Origin of the sequence: Cohnella fermenti, assembly GCF_004801405.1 — a bacterium.
GTDB classification, from domain to species: domain Bacteria; phylum Bacillota; class Bacilli; order Paenibacillales; family Paenibacillaceae; genus Cohnella; species Cohnella fermenti.
In genome coordinates, this window is sequence record NZ_SSOB01000070.1 from 13,751 (window position 1) to 32,460 (window position 18,710).

Here is an 18,710-nt window from a genome sequence, read left to right on the forward strand (position 1 = left end):
AAGGACGGGATGGTCATGAGAAATGTCAGGTTCGGCTTATTTCTGGCTGCCGTAATGCTGGTGCTGTCCGCTTGCGGACACACCGGCACCGATCTTGCCCGGCAAGCCGCGATGGATACCGCGACGACCCGATCCGTCAAGGCCGCTCAACTGCCCGAATCCGGCTTGCGCGACGTGTATCTGGCCGGAGGTTGCTTCTGGGGTGTAGAGGCCTATATGTCCAGAATTAAAGGCGTTTATGACGTGACCTCGGGTTATGCGAACGGAGAAGGGGAGAATCCGACGTATAAAGACGTGGTTCGGGGAGATCGAGGCTTCGCCGAGACCGTTCACGTGGAATACGACCCTAAGCAAGTTACTCTGCAGAAGCTGCTTGCCGATTACTTCCGGGTAATCGACCCGACAAGCGTGAACAAACAAGGGAACGACCAAGGCGTCCAATATCGAACGGGGATTTACTACACCGATACCGAAGATGCAGAGATCGTCAAACAAGTTGTGTCGAAGGAGCAAGAAATGTATAGCAAGCCAATTGTCACCGAGGTATTGCTCTTGCAGAACTTTTATCTGGCTGAAGAGTATCATCAAGATTATCTGGAGAAAAATCCGAACGGCTATTGCCACATAGATCTTAGCCTTCTGGATGAGCAAGAGCTTGCGATCGATCCCTCCAAATACCCGAGACCAAGCGATGAAGAGTTGAAGCAGCGCTTAACGGCAGCCCAGTATGCGGTAGCTGTCAACAATGATACGGAGCACGCTTATACCAACGAGTATTGGGATAATAAAGAACCCGGCATTTATGTAGATGTCGCTACCGGAGAGCCTCTGTTCTCCAGTCGGGATAAGTACGATTCCGGCTGCGGATGGCCAAGCTTCACGAAGCCCATTATTCCGGAAGTCGTTACTTATCATGAGGATACAAGCTTCGGGATGATTCGGACGGAGGTGCGAAGCCGGGCGGGCGACATTCATCTCGGCCATGTGTTCGACGATGGTCCCGAGGATCAGGGCAGCAAACGCTATTGCATTAACAGCGCATCTATCCGATTCATCCCGGTTGCGCAGATGGACATGGAGGGTTATGATTACTTGATTGCTGCGGTGAACTGACATCGGAATGCACGAATCGAAGATGCGGATATCTCCGCCAGAAGCAGACCAACGAGGAGATCAGCGAGAAACTTTACTCCTATTAATTTAACATTATCCAGGATATGGAAATGCAAGATGGTGCGCCAAATAGACCACCCATTCGGGGGCAAGGAGGCAAGGCTGATCAGTCGGTCAAACTCGGCAAAGGATAATTGGGCGCTGAAGTGAACCTGGCTATTTCCCTGTACGTACTCGTACCGAAGCGCTTTGGGCAACCCACAGGCGACCAAGCGCTTTTCTCCGTCCCGATAACCAGCCCACTGTTGAAGCTCCGCTTCCGTAAGAAAGAGAAAAAGATTGTAAACGGTAAATTTCCTCACAGTATCGATATGAGACCGTCCCATTTTTGTAGCGTATTGTAGGGGTACAATCACTATACAGAAACGAGTGGTCTTTTTTCTACCATTTTTTAGATAGTCAAGAGGGGTACCCTGAGTATTATGTATGGGGGCGAGGACACGAATGTAAAGAATCAAACATCCTTCAAACCCAAAGGGACCGTCAGGGCGACCTTCTCTGACGGTTGTTCTTATATGAAGAGAATTCGACGAGGAAGATAATGAGTTCTCCAAATTGTGGTATTATTTTGGTGAGGAGTTTCAGAGCTTTGTGAAATCATTACTTGGCATAACGTTCTTGTATTCACGAGCCTTCATGGGCATAAGGGGCGTAGCGATTGGGTGCAGCGGGCATGGCATTCAAGGTATCTACCGGGCCTCATTTCCCTGAAATGCCCGTATGCTGTGCGAGAGGCTGCGGATGGCCTGAGCCAGACTTATATTACTCAGTGGAACGCATACATGGAATATGATGTTAAATGGTGCTGGCGATCAGAGTTCCGTAAAATTGGAACGTTGCCGAGTGAAGCCCTGAATTGGAGGCATTGTTCCCGTCTACGCCTTACCCCTTTTGTGGTATAATGGAAATAGTAAAATCGCTGGAAATTGTAAGCCGTTTGGAGTTGGGACGATGACTGAACAACTATTAAAGCCGTCTGTCGATTTTGTATTCAAAAAAATATTCGGCAGCGAAGAAAATAAAGATGAAGTGTTGCTCAATTTCCTGAACGAAGTGTTGCGGGAAACGGAGCCGAAGCCATTTGTCAGCCTGACGATATTGAATCCGAATATCGATAAAAATGCTGTGGACGACAAGCAATCCATTCTTGATGTTCGTGCCAAAACCGAGGACGGCAAGCAGGTGAATCTGGAAATTCAGGTCACAAATAAGCACGATATGGCGAAGCGCAGCCTGTACTACTCGGCCAAAATGTACGAGGAGCAACTAGAGGAAGGCAAGTTCTACACGACCTTGCAAAAAGTCATTTCGATCAACATCTTGACCTTCAACTACATTCCCAATGACCGTTTTCATAACATTTTTCACATGAGAGAAGACCATACAGGCGAACTGCTTATCGATGACATTGAAATCCACTTTATGGAGCTGTCGAAGCTGGGAGTCAAAGCCCACGAAATGGACCGCCGACTCGTAAATTGGCTGCTGTTCATTAATGGCACCAATCAGGACCGATGGGAGGAATTAGCGATGGATACTCCAGGCTTAAAAAAAGCAATGACGACACTGGAGTTTTTGAGTCAAGACAAAGAAGCGCGGCTGCTGTACGAGGCGCGGAAAAAAGCGCTTCTCGATGAGCAGTCTGCTTTGGACTATGTGGAGTCCAGAGGTGAAGCGAAGGGGAAGGCCGAGGTGGCCGCGAATATGCTGCAGGAAGGCTTGTCGATTCCACTGATTGCTAAAGTAACGGGCTTGTCTGGAATGGAAGTTGAAGCACTGAAAAATCGGTTGCATTAAGCCAAATAGTCATTTTTAAGATTCCCAAGAGGATCGGAGCCGTCGCTCTGGTCTTCTTTTTTGCACTTATTTTTACTACTCAAGAGAATACTCTTTTGATATAATTTACAATATTTCGGAATAAGAAGGCTGGAAGGAATTTACGGGGGGCTGGGTATGTCCACTGAGTTAAAGAATGTGCTGCAATATTTTATTCGGTATGAGGATTACTCCAGGTTCCTGAATTCGTCTCTGCCCTCCATAGATGGAGACCATCTCCCGGAGTCAGCCTTCAACAACTTGAATGTCATGACAGACACATTGGCTCACAAACAGAAGAGTGCCATTCTCCAGAAGTTGTTAAGCTACCCGGACATTAAGAAAGCTCCGAATGAGGTGCAAGGCGAGTGGGGGCTGCGGATTGACAAGGTGCTGTCCAGAGACCTGGGCGTCGAAGAGTTTATTGCCCAACTGCCTTTCCAGTTTCCTGACAATCGTGACAATGTAAAGATATTTGTCGAGCAATTGCTGTCTCAGGAAGCGTTTACGATCTGCTATCCTTTGTTAATGAATGATCAACGTCTTACCAAGAAAGAGAGGATCATCAGGCCGGTTCTCACTTGCAAGTGCAGGTTGATGGACAACGAGCTGCAAGTTGATTCTTTTGTCATGAATCGGGCCAGTCTTGAGATTATTCTAGCGGAAGCATTCGAATGTCCGGTTGAAGACATACGGATGATTGCCACTGAAATCTACAAAAATCTGTGCACCAAAATCGACAGTATCGAGTCCGCGCGTCTTCCGCTGATTATCGAGCTGATTGATCAGGGCCTGCGCGAGGAGATTCTGGATTGGAAGCATTCAAGTCTGCTGGATTTTCAAAAGTATCGCGGTTGGTTAATGTCCAGGCGGCTGTTCGTAACCATAGAAAATTTGAATGAAGTGCAGGAGTCTATTTTCCGCAGGGAACTTGAGCGTCTGTTGTCGAGACACGCACAATCCCCATCCACGCTGCTGGATCAATATCTTTTCGGCACCAAACAAGCTGTTGACTATTCATTAGAAACGCAAGGGACAGGTCATCATCTTGGGAGTTATACGGCCGATTATCCGGTTAATCCCAAGCAGTGGAGAATTATGCAGTCCTTCCCTCATGCCGCTTTACTTGCAGTGAACGGCCCCCCAGGTACGGGCAAGACAACATTGATTAAGGAAATCATTGCGGATTCGATGGTCAGGAAAGCCTGTTTGTTGCTAGAGGTGTGGGACCAACCTTGGAAGCTTGAGGATAAAGGGACGATCCGGTCATATTATCAATCTCCTCTTGCGGGGAAAAATCCTTACTCCATGGTCATTACGAGCACGAATAATAAAGCGGTAGACAACATCGGGATCGAGTTGATGGATGAGGTCCAATTCTTGAATGCCGTGTTAGCCCTGGCCGACAGCAATAAATTGGAAGAAGCCTCAACGATAGAGAGCGAAGATAATATTGCGGCTGTAGAAGAGGATGAAGAGGAAGAGTTTATAATCGGCCTGGAGGATGAAGGTTCGAATCCGGCAGGTTTTATGAATGATGCACGATCGGCGATGGATGGGATTAAACAAGGAGTCTTCTGCGCTCGGTTAGGGAAAAAGGAGAATATGACCGAGTTTCGGAACCGGAAGTTCGATGGAATCGTGAAGGGGCTGCGGCATGCAGATGTGGAAGCTCTGCAGAATACGGAGGTGCGGAATTCGTTTGCCGCCTCGTTATCGAGTCTGGACGAGATTCATCAACAAATAAATTTGTTCTGGGAGCAGCTTCGACTGTGCCTGGGGAGAGGAGATTTGGGGGATCAGAGAGACATTCCCGTTGCCATAGCAGGACGGGAGAGGGAGATCGAGCTCTTGGATGGCAGCATTAATCCTCAGACACTTATCCAAGAAGAGTTAACTCTGAAAAGGCAGCAAATAGAGGGGGAGATTGTCAAGCTGGAGAAGCTGATTCCTCAGTCGGAGTCAGAGCTGCAGAGCGGTGAAGTAATGCTGCGTCAGGCGTATGTGGACAAGGAATTGTTCGTGAAGTGGAAGAGGTTCCCTCAGAACCTGCTTCAGTTCCTGCCTGAGCGCAGACGATTTAAGAAGGACAATCCGACATTGGCTTACATTCAGGAGATTCGTATCGAGAGGCTCAACCAAGAGATCCATAATATACGGATTCGACTACAAGAGGATAACGAGTCGCACTCCCAGTACCGGACAGACCTGTTTTCCGTCCTCGAACAACTTCAACAGATTGACCATGAACTGCAGATACTGATCAGCAGCCGGGCAGAGCTTCAGCAAAGCTTGCATCAATTGCAGGAGCTGCAAGAACGAGAAGCTGTGTTAAAGAGAATGCTGCAAATTGAGGAGTCGCTGACCGCAAGCTCTTATTACGATCTGGCCAACGCCCCCGTCATTGTCCGGTTGAGAAAACAACTATTCGAGCAGGCTCTTGCTGTGAATGAACAGTACGTGATCAAGTACCGTACGGAAATTGCGCATAACCTGGACAAAGTAGGGGAGGGACAGAGGTGGTTTAAAGCTTTTTACAGTGAGAACGGCAAAAGGTTAGATCAGTATCAGAAAGGCATACGCGCCATCTGGGAGTCGTTCTTCCTGTGCTTCCCGGTGGCGACTACAACCCTGCACTCGTTCTCGGAGCAGTTGTTCCAACCTCTCCACAGCGTAATAGACACGTTGTTCGTGGATGAAGCGGGGCAAATTATGCCTCATTACCTGTGCGCCCCGTTATATCGATCGCAGAAGGCGGTTATTGTAGGCGATCCCGAGCAACTCGAGCCGGTGCGTCCGTTTACTTTGAACCTGATTGAAGAAAGCGATGTTCAGAAAGAACTTCATGACCGCATCTGTGTTCTGCAGAACAGTGCCCAGGAGTATGCTGACCGCGGCAGCGAGTTCTATGAGTTCATGGGAACAAAGAAGAAGGGAATTATTCTCACCGAACATCGTCGTTGCGAGGCCAGCATTATGCGGTTCTCCAACTTCCATGTGTATGAGGACATGTTGGTTCTAAAAAAAGAGGACGATCCGAACAAGCTCTTCGGCGCCAATGTAGTAGCTTTTGATATTCGCGGCGTGAAGGAGAAGAGCTCGCATCACAACAATGCGGAGATCGCTGCCTGCAAAAAAGTGGTGAGTCTGCTCGTTGAGAGATACGGGAAGGAAGTGCTTCAAGACATCGGGATCATTACTCCCTTTTCTTCCCAAGCGAAGCAACTCGCTGCGGCTATCGCGGGCGTTGACGTGGGAACGGTTCATGTTTTTCAAGGGAAAGAGAAGAGATTTATCCTCTTTAGTTCAGTCATCGATGGGGTTCATCCGAAGAACAAGGGCCTCTCCTATGTCATAGGCAATAAACCGAATTTACTCAATGTCGCATTCTCCAGAGCCAAGGAACAGTTCATCTGGGTGGGCAATATCGAGGCGGGACTGGCAAGCGGGAATTATGTGGAGAAAGCGATCCTTATCCTTCAGAAGCTTGGGGCCCTCTACAGTCTGTACAACGAGGAATATGAGAATCCAGAGTATTCGGAGAAACGGCAAGAGGCATATGCGGTTTATGAGGAAAAACACAATTTGGGTGGTGTGGACGCCAGGTTCATCGGTTATATGAACGATCTTCTTCATGCCAATGTGCTCTTGAATCCCAGACGGCACCATGAGCTGATGTTGAAAGCGATGGAATACTGCCGAAGCTCGCTTGGTATTGTTTCTCCATGGGTGAATAGTAATGTCATGGATGAGAAGTTCTTCTCCCTGTTAAGTATGGCAATGGCTCGGAAAGTCGATATTAAAGTACGGATCGGCTATAACAGCTCCAGGCTGACTCTTCAAGAGATCGACAAGATCGTCGAGAGAGACAACTACAGCTTTAAGAACAAGGAAGCCATCAAAATAGCGCTCAAAGAGCTGTATAACCGCTTAGACTCCAACCTGGTCTATATGCCGCCGCTTCATACTAAAGTATTGTTAGTCGACGATAAGATTCTGTTCATCGGCTCGCACAACTGGCTATCCAATCATGGCAAGCTGGCCAGAGAGGAGATCAGCTATTTGATTACAAACAGGCAGACAATCGAGTATGTTAAAACGAGATTTGAGCTGTAACAACACTTGATCGAATATCCCTTCAGTAAAAACTGTGTTAGGATAGGATAAGAAGGAAATCATGAGAGCAAGCGACTAGGAGTGATTGTTTGAGAAGGAACAAACCGATGCCTTTCGATGAACTGCTGAAGGAATTGCAAGGGCAGAAGACCGCCCAGGAAGATCCTAACTTTGTTCCGTTGGCGAAGCTGTTTAATGAGGCGTTTATGAGGAAGCATTCTAAGCTCGACAGCTTCGCGGAGTTTCTGACGAAGGGGAATTTCCAAGTGGAGACACGGGAAGATATTCGGAACATTCCTGACGAGCTGTTCGATCGGCATGTGGCAAGAGAGACGGATTTCGCCAATTGGAACGCTATGCTCGAAGCGGCGACCAAGGAGCATGGGGAGTAATCGTTAAGCACTCGCAAGCAAGGAAGCTCGAACGTATTCAGCGCTCGGGCTTTTTGCGTTTGCGCGAAATTTTTTGCCCGTCCGCCCAAACCCGAGAAGCCTTGGTCTTACGCGGTTTTTCCGCAGGGATCGCACTTTTCTTTTATTATTCTTTTATTCGGCCCCGCTAAACTGAAGGTAAGGAGGTGACGGACATGGCGGAGCAGAAGAAGACGGACGCGACCAAGGAATCCGTGGAGGCGAACGAGGCTCAAACGATCAAGCTGGACGACTTGCCGAAGAAGCTGACCGAGGAAGAAGCGAAGAACGTGGCTGGAGGAAGATTCATCTAACGCAAGCTTCAACATACGCAAGAACGGCGCGGGAGCGACTCCCGCGTTTTTATATAGGACTTCCTAAAGGAGTAAACACGATGTCACTCGATCAAGTCGCGGCTCTTCAAGTGGATGAACGGAGCTATTCATTGGCGGCCATTCTGCGTTCCGCCGTCTTGCGAGGGAGCTTCGGTGCGATTGACGATTACGTTGCGCATGCGCTCGTCGCCTCATTCGCGGAGGAGAACGGTATTGCGGTCGGGCAGGAAGAGATCCAGGAGGCGGTCAACGACTGGAGAGTCGGGAATGGACTTTATCAAGCTTCCGAGGCGGCCAATTGGCTGGCTGAGCGCGCATTGTCGATGGCCGATCTTGCCGAATTCGCCCGGATGCAAGCGTTGACGGAGCGAGTCCGTAAGCATGTGACGGCCGGCAAGGTAGAGCGATACTTTACGGAGCATCGCTCCCTCTTCGAGGCGGTGACTCTCTCGCAGCTCGTCGTGAACGAACGAGGGCTTGCACGCGAACTGCGGTTCAAGGCATTGGAGGGCGAATTATTTTACACACTGGTCCGGACCTACTCCATCGACGAGTCGTCCAGGCTTGCCGGAGGGTACATCGGTCGCAAGGAGAGAGCGCAGTTGCCGAAGGCGATCGAAGCGCAAGCGTTCGGCGCGGCTCCGGAAGCGATAGTCGGGCCTCTCGAGATCGATAAGAAATTTTACGTGATCAAGGTCGAAGAGATCTGCCCGGCGGAGCTGAACGGGGACACCCGGGCGAGAATCGAACGAATCCTCTTCGATGAATGGCTCGCCGCAAGGTGCAAGGAAGCGAATGTGCGCAAGCCGGCGCTGTGGACACGAGATTAGGTTATAGGGGACCCGCGAGCGATGGAGACGAACAAGATGATGATCGGCTATGTGGAGCAGATTCCTTTTAGCAGCATACTTAGTCTGAACGAGAAGATGATGTTGTCCAAGGATGCACGGATGTTGCGGTTCTCGATCGGGCAGACGATTCAGGAGAAGGACGACATCCCGCAATATTTGTATGGCATCGTCTCGGGAGAGGTCCGAATAATCGACGAACGTTCCGACGGATCGGAGAGCAGCCTCGGCCTGTTGAAGGACGGGGACAGCTTCGGGTGGGAGGGCGACGGCGAGCGGCGGGGCAATCCCGTCGTATATAGCGCGGCGGATGACGTGCTGCTGTTGGCCATTCCGATCGATACGCTTCGCGAGCTGTTCGCGTTTAATCCCGGGCTCAGACAATTGCTCGCTACCTATATGTCGTCCCGCGCCGTCACGATGTTCCTCAGGCGCACGGCGCTGTTGTCCACCGAAGATCATCAAGCGGTTCGGAAGCTGCTGGAGCGAATGACTGTAATTCATGTGGCAAAGGGGCATTCGATCGTACGTGAAGGGGATGTGGGGGATGCGTTCTTTATCATTCACTCGGGACATTGCGAGGTCGTCAAGGAAGAAGACGGCTCCGTCATCAACCGGCTTATCCCCGGCGACTTCTTCGGGGAGCTGGCTTTGCTTACAGGAGCGAGGCGCAAAGCGACGGTCATAGCCGTAAGCAGAGCGGAGCTGTTCCGATTAAGCAAGAATGACTTCGATGCCATGATCGTGGAACACCCGGCTCTGCGGACGGCGATCGAGAGCATTGCTTCCCATTACGTATCCGAATCTTCCAAATATAACGATGACGATGTGATGGGGGAGCTTGCGGCCGATTCCAGCCAAGCGGTTCGCTGGGCGGAGGTCGATCGGAGACGTCCCCTTCGATTCCGTCTGCGCAAGTACCCGATTCGCTTGCAGCAGAACGAGATGGATTGCGGTCCGACCTGTCTCGCCATGGTGATGGCCTATTACGGCTCGCGAATTCCGATTGGCCGGATTCGGGAGCAGACGGAGATGTCGCGGTCCGGAAGCACGTTGTATGGCTTGACCGAGACGGCGGAATCGCTGGGGCTCGCCGCACAAGGCTTCACGACGCAGCTGGGCGCCCTCTCCAGGATGAAGCTGCCCGCGATTGCGCATTGGAAGGGTGAACACTTCATCGTCGTATACGAGGTGACGAACAAACATGTGATTGTCGGCGATCCCGCGTACGGCTTGGAGAGGAAAAGCAGGGCGGAATTCGAGGCGGGCTGGAGCGGGGCGATCTTGACGTTGACCCCGACAGATCGACTGGCAACAAGCGAGCGAATGCGCAGCCCGGTTACCCGATTTGTCGCCTATGTGACTCCGAATCGCAAAGCGTTGATAGCGCTTCTGGTCACGTCGCTGCTCGTCCAATTGACCGCGCTGATGATTCCGATTTTTACGCAGCTCATTGTGGATAAGGTGCTCGTTGCTGGACAGGATGATTTTCTCCGCATGTTGCTTGTCGGTATGCTTGCTCTATCCCTCTGTTATATTGTCTCCAATTCGTTCAGGAACTTCATTGCGGCGCGAATCGCTCTGAAGATAGACATCGGGATGTTGGGGGATTTCTATAAACACTTGTTAAGCCTGCCTCTGTCGTTCTTCCTCGCTCGAACGATCGGCGATCTGACAAGCCGGGTGGGGGAGAATCAGAAGATTCGCCGAATGCTGACGACCGGGGCGGTCCAACTGATGCTTGACTCCCTGACAATCGTCATTTATGGGACGCTCATGTTCGTCTATCATGTGAAGCTGTCGTTGATCGCGTTCGCCATCATTCCCTGTTATGTCGCGCTTGTGCTTCTCTTCTCCCCATTGATGCGCCGGAACAGCCGCAGGCAGTTCGAAGCGGAGGCGGAGTCGCAGACGACGATGGTCGAAGCGATCAAGCTGATCTCGACCGTCAAGGCGCTCGCGGCGGAACCGACGATCCGCTGGAAGCTGATGGACAAGCTGCAGCTTTCGCTGAAGCAGCGAATCAAAGCCATTCAACTGCTGGTAGCGTCGGAGACGATCGCGGATTTTATCAAAATGATCGGCAACGCCTTAGTGCTGTACGGGGGCGCTGTGTTCGTCATGCGGGGGCAGTTGACGGTGGGGCAATTCGTTGCCTTCTTGTCCATCTACTTTACGGTTGCGCAAGCCATTACCCAAATGCTGCAGATGCTCAACGATATTATGGAAGTGCGGGTCTCGATGGAGCGGATCGACGATGTATTCCGAGCGAATCCGGAGGAGCTGGAGCCGCAAAATATGCGGAGATTGGCGGCGCTCAAAGGCAGCATTCAGTTCGACAACGTCTCATTCCGCTACAGCAAGGACGGTCCCGACATCTTGCGGCAGATCAATCTTAAGATCGAGCCTGGGCAGACGGTTGCGCTTGTCGGAAGGAGCGGGGCCGGCAAATCCACGTTTGCGAATCTGCTGACCAAGCTATTCGCCCCTTCGAGCGGATCGATTCGAGTCGACGGACACGACATCCGGCAGATTCATGCCGCTTCGTTGCGCCGCAAGATCGGAATCGTGCAGCAAGAGAACCGGGTATTCCGCGCCACGATTCAAGACAATATCGCGATCCGATTCCCGTCGGCTACGCTGGAGGAAGTGGAGGCAGCCGCGAAGCTGGCGGGAGCCTACGATTTTATCGCCGCGTTGCCGCTCGGCTTCAAGACGATGATCGGGGAAGGCGGTTTAAGCCTCTCCGGAGGGCAATTGCAGCGAATCGCCATTGCGAGAGCGCTGCTTGGCGAGCCGGGCATTCTGATCTTCGACGAGGCGACCAGCGCGCTCGATTCGGAGTCGGAGCGAATCATTCAGATGAACATGGAATTGATGCTGAAGGGCCGCACTTGCTTGATCATTGCGCACCGTCTCAGCACGGTGCAGAAGGCGGATAGGATTGTCGTATTGGATCGCGGAGCTGTCGTGGAGACCGGTTCCCATGCCGAGCTGATCGATGCCAAAGGGCTTTATTATTACTTGATCAGCCAGCAGTTGAGTTAAGGGGCTTCACCGGGCGACACAGGCCAACTGATGCTGAGGGCAGAGATGGTGTTTTTTTGCGTGGCAGCTAGCCCCCTCTTCATCCGGAGGGGTTTTTCCCGTTTCCCCTACCTTTACAACCCAGTCTACTGCTTTGCCATGTCGATTTTTAGGTTTTGTTAAGGTGCTATCGGATATTATGGCAAGATAAAATCGCCGCGTCAGCGAGAGGGAGATGCACAATTGAACGCTAAACGATGGAACCGGGTGCTGTTGATGACTCTGATTGCGTCGCTTCTTGCCGGTATGGGGTGGTTCCCGCAGGCCGCTCAGGCGGAGTCTGCGTACACCTTTAGTAGTCCCTACGGCATAAGCTCAGATGAAGACGGAATGTTGTATGTTACGGACATAACGAAAAACGCCGTGTTTGTGCTGGATTCCGACGGGAACCTGATTCGGACGCTGGGGACGCCGGGAACAAGCGGAGACAGCAATTCGTCCTTGAACTATCCTACGGGCGTTGCCGTCGAGAAGGTGGATGGGGATCACAAGCGGATTTACGTCCTGGACGCAGGCAATAAGAGAATTCAAATTTTCGATGAGACAGGCTCCTATCTGGATACGTGGGTTATTCCGAATTCGGATGGCGGTGTCGAAGATATTAAGATTGGGAACGGGAAGGTTTATGTCGTTTCTCAAAATTTCTATATCCATATGTTTAATCCCGTAGACGGAACGGTGGTAAGCAAGTATATTTATAGCCTTATGAGTAATCGTCGCCCGGTCGGACTGGCTATCGGAGCGGATGGAAGACTGTACATTACGGGAGCCAAGATCAGTACGACGACCTTGAATAGCGGGATTTATATATTGGATAGCAATGCTAACAGTATTGTGGAAACCATCGATATCGATAGCATGACGGACAATTCGAGTCGACTGGCAATGGACCGGAACGGGAAGCTGTATGTGACGGATATGTTGGATTATGCTGTGAAAATATACGATAGCGACGGTACGCCTCTGCTGACGCTAGGGACACCTGGAATGAGCGGAACCGCCGACAATATGTTTAAGCTTCCGAAGGCTGCGGCGATCGATCAGGACGGGAAGATATATGTGACCGATTTATCGGACCATAAGGTGAAGGTTTTCGCTGCGGACGGCACCTATATCACCTCCTATCCTCCGCAAGCATCAGCGTTGCTGAATGCAACGGCCTCGCCGGGTACGACTACGGGGACGACGGCAGTAACGATAACGTCCCCATTGGGGACAAACAATTACTGGGCCGTGAAGGTATCGTCTTCCAGCCTGTCCACGCCGAACGTCGGAGACGCAACGCCAACGGGAGAAGGCGTTACGAATCCGTTCACGCCGGGAACGGATATCGGCGGAGTGGACGCAACGACGAACAAGTACGTCGGTGTGTATGAGGTGGACGCGAACGGCAAGATCGTAAGCTTCAAGCTGATTACGTTGACGGAAGAGGATATTAAGCAAGAGGAGCCTCCGGTTGCCGCGCCGGTATTGGATGCTGCAGCAGCAAGTCCCGGCAGTGCAGTCGGCACGACCACGGTGACGGTGGATTTGCCTGCCGCCGGCAGCACGTACGCGATCCGCATCTCTGACAGCCCGCTGTCCACGCCGAACGTCGGAGACGCCGTACCAACGGGAGCGGGCGTTACGAATCCGTTCACGCCGGGAACGGATATCGGCGGAGTGGACGCAACGACGAACAAGTACGTGGGCGTGTATGAGGTGGACGCGAATGGCAAGATCGTAAGCTTCAAGCTGATTACGTTGACGGAAGAGGATATCAAGCAAGAGGAGCCACCGATTGCCGCGCCGGTATTGGATGCTGCAGCAGCAAGTCCCGGCAGTGCAGTCGGCACGACCACGGTGACGGTGGATTCGCCTGCCGCCAGCACGTACGCGATCCGCATCTCTGACAGCCCGCTGTCCACGCCGAACGTCGGAGACGCCGTACCAACGGGAGAAGGCGTTACGAATCCGTTCACGCCGGGAACGGATATCGGCGGAGTGGACGCAACGACGAACAAGTACGTGGGCGTGTATGAGGTGGACGCGAATGGCAAGATCGTAAGCTTCAAGCAAATCACGTTGACGGAAGGCGACATCAAACAGGCGGTTGTGTCTTCAGTGCCAACGACTGCGCCTGCCAGCATTCCGGTAAATCTCGCTATCAAGAATGCGGACAACACCTCGCTCACTCAACTGAACAGCAAGCTGGGTTCTTCCGTCAAGCTGGAAGGCGAGCTGTTAACGGCGGATGGCAAGACCATTCCCGGCTCAAGCATTAAATTCGCGCAAGATGGGACAATTACCATGACTTCGTTGGCTCCCGGCGTATACAAAGTCGTGTTAAGCATCGTTGCGCCCGACGGCCGGAAGCTTGTCGGCAATACCGCTGCGATTATCGTCGATGCCAACGGGAATGCCAGTATGGAGTCCGATCTGGTCGATCCATTCGGTGTTGCATCCGACTCGATCACCGGCGAGTCGATTGACGGTATGCACATGACCTTGTATTGGGCGGATACCGAATTGAACCGGAGCAAAGGCAGAGTGCCGGACACGGTTGTGGAGTTGCCGCTGCTGCCCGATATGCTGCCCAACCAGAACAACAATCCGCAGACAACGAGGGATGGCGGCCAATACGGCTGGATGGTATACGCAGAGGGCGATTATTATTTCACGGCCGAGCAGGACGGCTACATTACGTACGATAGTCGCAACGACAAACGCGAAGAGCTTCATGGCGACACGAGCTACATCCGCGACGGCATCATCCATGTCGGTGAATCCATCGTACGGGCAGATTTCGACGCAGATGCCGCAGTCGTGGAGACGGGATTCCATACGCCTTACTTGTACGGATATCCGGATAAGGAGTTTAAGCCTGAGCTGGGGATAACCCGGGCGGAGATGGCGGCTATTCTCGCACGCATATTGCCGCAAGGCGACGCGTCTCCGTCTGCGGTCATCCAATCCCAACCCTACACCGATGTGGCGGACAAGTATTGGGCCTTCAGAGATATTGCTTATGTTCGTCAGCTTGGCATTATGAACGGCACCCCGGGAAATAAGTTCAATGCCAGCCAAGCTCTGACTCGGGCGGAATTCGCTCAGATCTTATTCAAGCTTAGTCCATCGCTGCCCGCCAAGGGGATCGTGTACACGGATACCGGCGAGCATTGGGCGAAGGACGTTATCGATCGGGTAACCGGCGCCGGACTCATGGACGGTTACGAGGATGGAAGCTTTAAGCCGAATGCCCCGGTGACACGGGCGGAAGCGGCAGCGATCATCAACAACTATCTGCAACGCAAGCCGGTGAACGCGGATACGTCGAGATTCATTGATGTCCCCGCAGGGTATTGGGCAGCGTCCGACATCGCGGAAGCATCGTTGCCTCACCATTACTCTTTGTTGTCCAACGGCTGGGAAGTATGGGAACCCGAAGAGAGCAACGCTAACTGATAGTGTTGCAAATAAAGCAACGCGGGACATGCGCCCGCGTTGCTTTTAGCTATAATCGACTATACCACGCGGCCAGCTCCGCCGAAGGCTGAATATCGAGTTCTTGCTTCAACAGCGCTTCATACTGCTTGTAGCGCAATTGGAGGGAGAGCCTGTCCTTCAAAGCGGCAAATCCGCGCATAAGCAGCATATTCGCCTCTTCATCCAATTCGTTGCGCCGAACCAACCTTCTGGCAATCTGAACGGCCTGGCGAATCTGATTATTGGCTAGCAGCTCATTGACCAGACGCTTGGCGAACGCGTCGTAGACATCGCTGAGCCGCTCTCGCTCCGCAAACGCCCACTCGTACGGTTTGTCTTCGAATAAATCGCCTGCATATATTTGCTCGACGGCTATCGCGGCCTCTGCATTGGTGGCATCGATAGTGCGGAACCCGGATGTTCGCTCTTCGAATTCGATAAAATCGACCTTGATGGATGCCAGACTCATCTGATAATATTCCCGGTCGGAGGCAAGGATGTCCTTCATTCCATGCGCAGACAGCGTTCTGCGAAGCTGGTACAGCGCAGTATTGAGATACAACTCCGAATTTTTCTCTTCCCGATCATGGAACAGATCTTCCAGAATGCGGACTTTGGCCGTGCGATTGCCGCGACAGAGCAACAAGTACGCGAACAGCTCCCGACTTTTGCGGGACATCCACTTCAGCGATTCTCCTTGCTCGCTGCTGATCTGCAACCCACCCAGGCCGGCAACCGACAATCGCTTCGCCATGTCCGCGTTGCCGGAACCGGGCTTCTCCGCCCGCGCTCTCATCGCTCTTGCTATCGTTTCTTCCAACCTTTTCCCGGAGATGGGCTTCACAATATAATCCAACGGATAAGCGTCAAAGGCATCCAGCGCATACTCCTTGTGGGAGGTCACGAACACGATGTCCAGATCCGCGTTCATCTTCCGCAATTCAAGAGCTAATGCCAGTCCGCTGTCCTCCGCGATCTTGATATCGATAAAGGCAAGCTCCACGTCATATTGCGCGGCGAACGCAACCGCCTCTGCACGGCTGCGCACCATCCCGACGATGACCACGTTCTCGATTCGCGACAATAGCTGGCTCAGTGCCGTCAGCATCGCCTGCTCGTCGTCAATAAGCAACACTTTCATGGCTGTTCCTTTCCGAGTCTGCCGCGCGAAGCGAGAAGGCAAACACCGTTTGCCGGCGCGGCACGCTCTCCACCCAAATTTGTCCGCCGCTCATCCGCACGAATTGTCGGCAGACCTGCAAGCCCAATCCGGTTCCTCTCTCCCCGGCAGTGCCCGTTGTGGACGCGGCGAATCTCAGCGGATCGAACAATTCCCGAACCCGTTCTTCCTCTATGCCCACACCATTGTCGATGACCGATACGATCACCTGCCCAGCATTGGCTTCAGCGCTAACGAGAACTGTCCCGCCCCGCTCGGTGAATTTGATCGCATTCGTCACCAGATTGCGCACGATCAGATTGACGGCTTCCCTATCCGCATAAACGTTAAGATCGCTGGCGATCTCCGCATGCATAGCGATTCGTTTGGCTTCGCTTTTGATTCGCAGCGTATGAAGCACTTCCTCGACGACATCTGTCAATCGCAATCGTCTCGGCTGCAGCAGCATGCCGTCCTTCTGGCTGCGGAACCATTCGAGCAAATTTTCGACCATCGCGAACGTATTTTGAACTTGCCCGCTTAAGGCATCGATCACTTCTTGATGATTGAGGGGAAACGTCGCTTTATCCGCTTCCAGCACTTCAAGCAAGCTGGCCTGGACCGCCAACGGATTCCGGATGTCGTGGGAGACGATCGCGAACAGATGGTCTTTGAGCTGATTAAGCTTAACGATCTGTTCCATCTGCCGCTGCTTCTCGGTTATATTGAACAATACGGATACGGTTCCTTGTCCGGCCCCTCCCCGGGAGGCGAGCGGATACACCTTGACCGAATAGACCCGCTCTTCTCCGTTCACCCGGGCGGCAATCTCGAGCTCGCTCGTCTCCATTCGCTTGCAGGCACGCAGCCATTCCGGCCAATTGGCCAACAGCTTGTCGATAGGCTGTCCCGCAATCGAGCTGACCAAGTTGATCATGCTGACTCCCGCCCCCGCTAATAAGGGCTCGACATACGCATTGCTGTCAATAACGCTTCCTTCTCGATTAACGATGAGTATCCCTTCTTCCATCGTCTCCACCACCACGTTTCTGGCGAGCGGCACGACCGAGAACATCCGGTAACGGATCACGATCCACAGCATGGTCATTCCCGCGAATCCGCAATACACCGAGATAGGAAGCAGCCAAGGCGCGAAGCCGGGATAAACGGACTTGGCAGCCTCCGTCGCAGCGGGGATACAGCCGCACAATACCAACAGCATACCGGGCTTGCGCAGCTCGGGACGAACGCGGCGCAGATAGACAAACAAATAGAAGACGCAAGCGGCAACAAGCAGATAACAGATAAGCGTAAACGCAAGCGAGTAGACGGTTTTGCTTACGGCCAGATGCCCCTGGTCCAGCTCTATTTTCCCAAAAATCAGGTGGTGATACGGGTTCGTCCATACAAGAATCGACCAGAATACGAAGATCGAAGCGATCTGCAGCATTCGAAACGGCCGTAAATACTCGTCTCTCCCGAACAAGGCCAGCACAAAGAAAATGACCATAGGCACCACAAGCAACAAGCTGGTTTGTTCCATATTACGAAACAGTATTTTGGCAGATAAGCTTGCACTGTTGATCTCCATGATCACACTTCCGGCATAAATCACGCGGCAAGCCATCACCCAGGCGAAGTATCGGATTCCTCGTTCCTGCCTGTACAGGAAAGCATAGCATAGAAACGCAATCATCAAAAAAAAGGAAACGAGCATGATCACATTGGATAGAGTTACACTCATGGGTGCCAGGATCTCCTTACAAAGAGAAGCATCTCTATTGATCATACTATTCTTTTATAGTTCTTTCATAGCCGCCTGTTATACTGATTTTTGCCAAAAACCGGGACGGAGCATAATAAATATTCCCCGCATGAATCGGAACCATCAAGAAATTGTTGCAGCAAGATAGACAGCAGACGTTGATTCTGCCCTTGGCAACGAGATCGATAAGTTGTTTGCAATACCCCATATAAAATTTATCGAATCTGGAAGAGTTCACGCCGAGACAACGTGAGCTTTTTCTTCGTGAAGAACAAGGCGCTGCCGCGGACCATCGCAGGGCTGCATTCCTTTGTGTCGAGCTTTGACGGCTGCAATCTCCCTGCAGTCGCACCGAGGAATTGCTTTGGAAGTTCATTGCGTATTATTCAAACGTATAGTAGAATTCATGCTATATAAATTGAACTGAAGACTTTACTACTCGAGTTGGTTCAAGTTAACAATCGATCGATTACCTTTTGAGGGTAACGATTAACTTGTTTGATGAAATCAGTGACATGCTTGCGAATGTGATAGAAC

The 18,710-nt window shown here is 51.9% G+C and carries 10 protein-coding genes; 8 read left to right on the plus strand and 2 right to left on the minus strand.

The window, feature by feature from the left end:
* Positions 1–15: 15 nt before the first annotated feature.
* From msrB to E6C55_RS31860, 8 genes are all read left to right on the plus strand, one after another.
* Entirely contained in the window at positions 16–1,113 is a 1,098-nt protein-coding gene (gene msrB, locus E6C55_RS31830; protein WP_136373879.1) for a peptide-methionine (R)-S-oxide reductase MsrB, read from the plus strand.
* 1,011 nt (positions 1,114–2,124) lie between these two features.
* A complete protein-coding gene (locus E6C55_RS31835) occupies positions 2,125–2,970 on the plus strand; it encodes an Rpn family recombination-promoting nuclease/putative transposase (protein ID WP_136373880.1) in 846 nt (281 codons plus the stop codon).
* 156 nt (positions 2,971–3,126) lie between these two features.
* Positions 3,127–7,104 carry an AAA domain-containing protein gene (locus E6C55_RS31840; RefSeq protein WP_136373881.1) on the plus strand — a complete coding sequence of 1,326 codons (3,978 nt, stop codon included), beginning with the start codon at positions 3,127–3,129 and terminating at the stop codon, positions 7,102–7,104.
* 107 nt (positions 7,105–7,211) lie between these two features.
* Positions 7,212–7,496, plus strand: a complete 285-nt coding sequence (locus E6C55_RS31845) for a hypothetical protein (RefSeq protein WP_136373882.1) — start codon at positions 7,212–7,214, stop codon at positions 7,494–7,496.
* A gap of 194 nt (positions 7,497–7,690) precedes the next feature.
* Positions 7,691–7,828: a hypothetical protein gene (locus E6C55_RS34020; protein WP_168735987.1), complete on the plus strand. Its 138-nt coding sequence runs from the start codon at positions 7,691–7,693 to the stop codon at positions 7,826–7,828.
* Positions 7,829–7,908: 80 nt separating this feature from the next.
* Positions 7,909–8,679, plus strand: coding sequence for a peptidylprolyl isomerase (locus E6C55_RS31850; protein WP_136373883.1), 771 nt, complete (start codon positions 7,909–7,911; stop codon positions 8,677–8,679).
* A gap of 21 nt (positions 8,680–8,700) precedes the next feature.
* Entirely contained in the window at positions 8,701–11,745 is a 3,045-nt protein-coding gene (locus E6C55_RS31855) for a peptidase domain-containing ABC transporter (RefSeq protein ID WP_136373884.1), read from the plus strand.
* A gap of 222 nt (positions 11,746–11,967) precedes the next feature.
* Positions 11,968–15,228, plus strand: a complete 3,261-nt coding sequence (locus E6C55_RS31860) for an S-layer homology domain-containing protein (RefSeq protein WP_136373885.1) — start codon at positions 11,968–11,970, stop codon at positions 15,226–15,228.
* A gap of 49 nt (positions 15,229–15,277) precedes the next feature.
* On the opposite strand, the gene E6C55_RS31865 is transcribed toward E6C55_RS31860, so the two are convergent.
* Together E6C55_RS31865 and E6C55_RS31870 are read right to left on the minus strand one after the other, a co-directional pair.
* The gene (locus tag E6C55_RS31865; protein WP_136373886.1) at positions 15,278–16,390 is read right to left on the minus strand and encodes a response regulator; all 1,113 of its coding nucleotides are present in this window, start codon (positions 16,388–16,390) and stop codon (positions 15,278–15,280) included.
* Positions 16,371–18,152: a sensor histidine kinase gene (locus E6C55_RS31870; RefSeq protein WP_168735988.1), complete on the minus strand. Its 1,782-nt coding sequence runs from the start codon at positions 18,150–18,152 to the stop codon at positions 16,371–16,373. Before E6C55_RS31870 ends, E6C55_RS31865 begins: the two co-directional genes overlap by 20 nt.
* Between the last annotated feature and the right edge of the window lie 558 nt (positions 18,153–18,710).

Excerpts from the sequence above, each read along its gene's own strand:
- msrB (WP_136373879.1), top strand. The coding sequence starts at position 16 with ATGAGAAATGTCAGGTTCGGCTTATTTCTGGCTGCCGTAATGCTGGTG.
- E6C55_RS31835 (WP_136373880.1), top strand. The coding sequence starts at position 2,125 with ATGACTGAACAACTATTAAAGCCGTCTGTCGATTTTGTATTCAAAAAA.
- E6C55_RS31840 (WP_136373881.1), top strand. The coding sequence starts at position 3,127 with ATGTCCACTGAGTTAAAGAATGTGCTGCAATATTTTATTCGGTATGAG.
- E6C55_RS31845 (WP_136373882.1), top strand. The coding sequence starts at position 7,212 with ATGCCTTTCGATGAACTGCTGAAGGAATTGCAAGGGCAGAAGACCGCC.
- E6C55_RS34020 (WP_168735987.1), top strand. The coding sequence starts at position 7,691 with ATGGCGGAGCAGAAGAAGACGGACGCGACCAAGGAATCCGTGGAGGCG.
- E6C55_RS31850 (WP_136373883.1), top strand. The coding sequence starts at position 7,909 with ATGTCACTCGATCAAGTCGCGGCTCTTCAAGTGGATGAACGGAGCTAT.
- E6C55_RS31855 (WP_136373884.1), top strand. The coding sequence starts at position 8,701 with ATGGAGACGAACAAGATGATGATCGGCTATGTGGAGCAGATTCCTTTT.
- E6C55_RS31865 (WP_136373886.1), bottom strand. The coding sequence starts at position 16,390 with ATGAAAGTGTTGCTTATTGACGACGAGCAGGCGATGCTGACGGCACTG.
- E6C55_RS31870 (WP_168735988.1), bottom strand. The coding sequence starts at position 18,152 with ATGAGTGTAACTCTATCCAATGTGATCATGCTCGTTTCCTTTTTTTTG.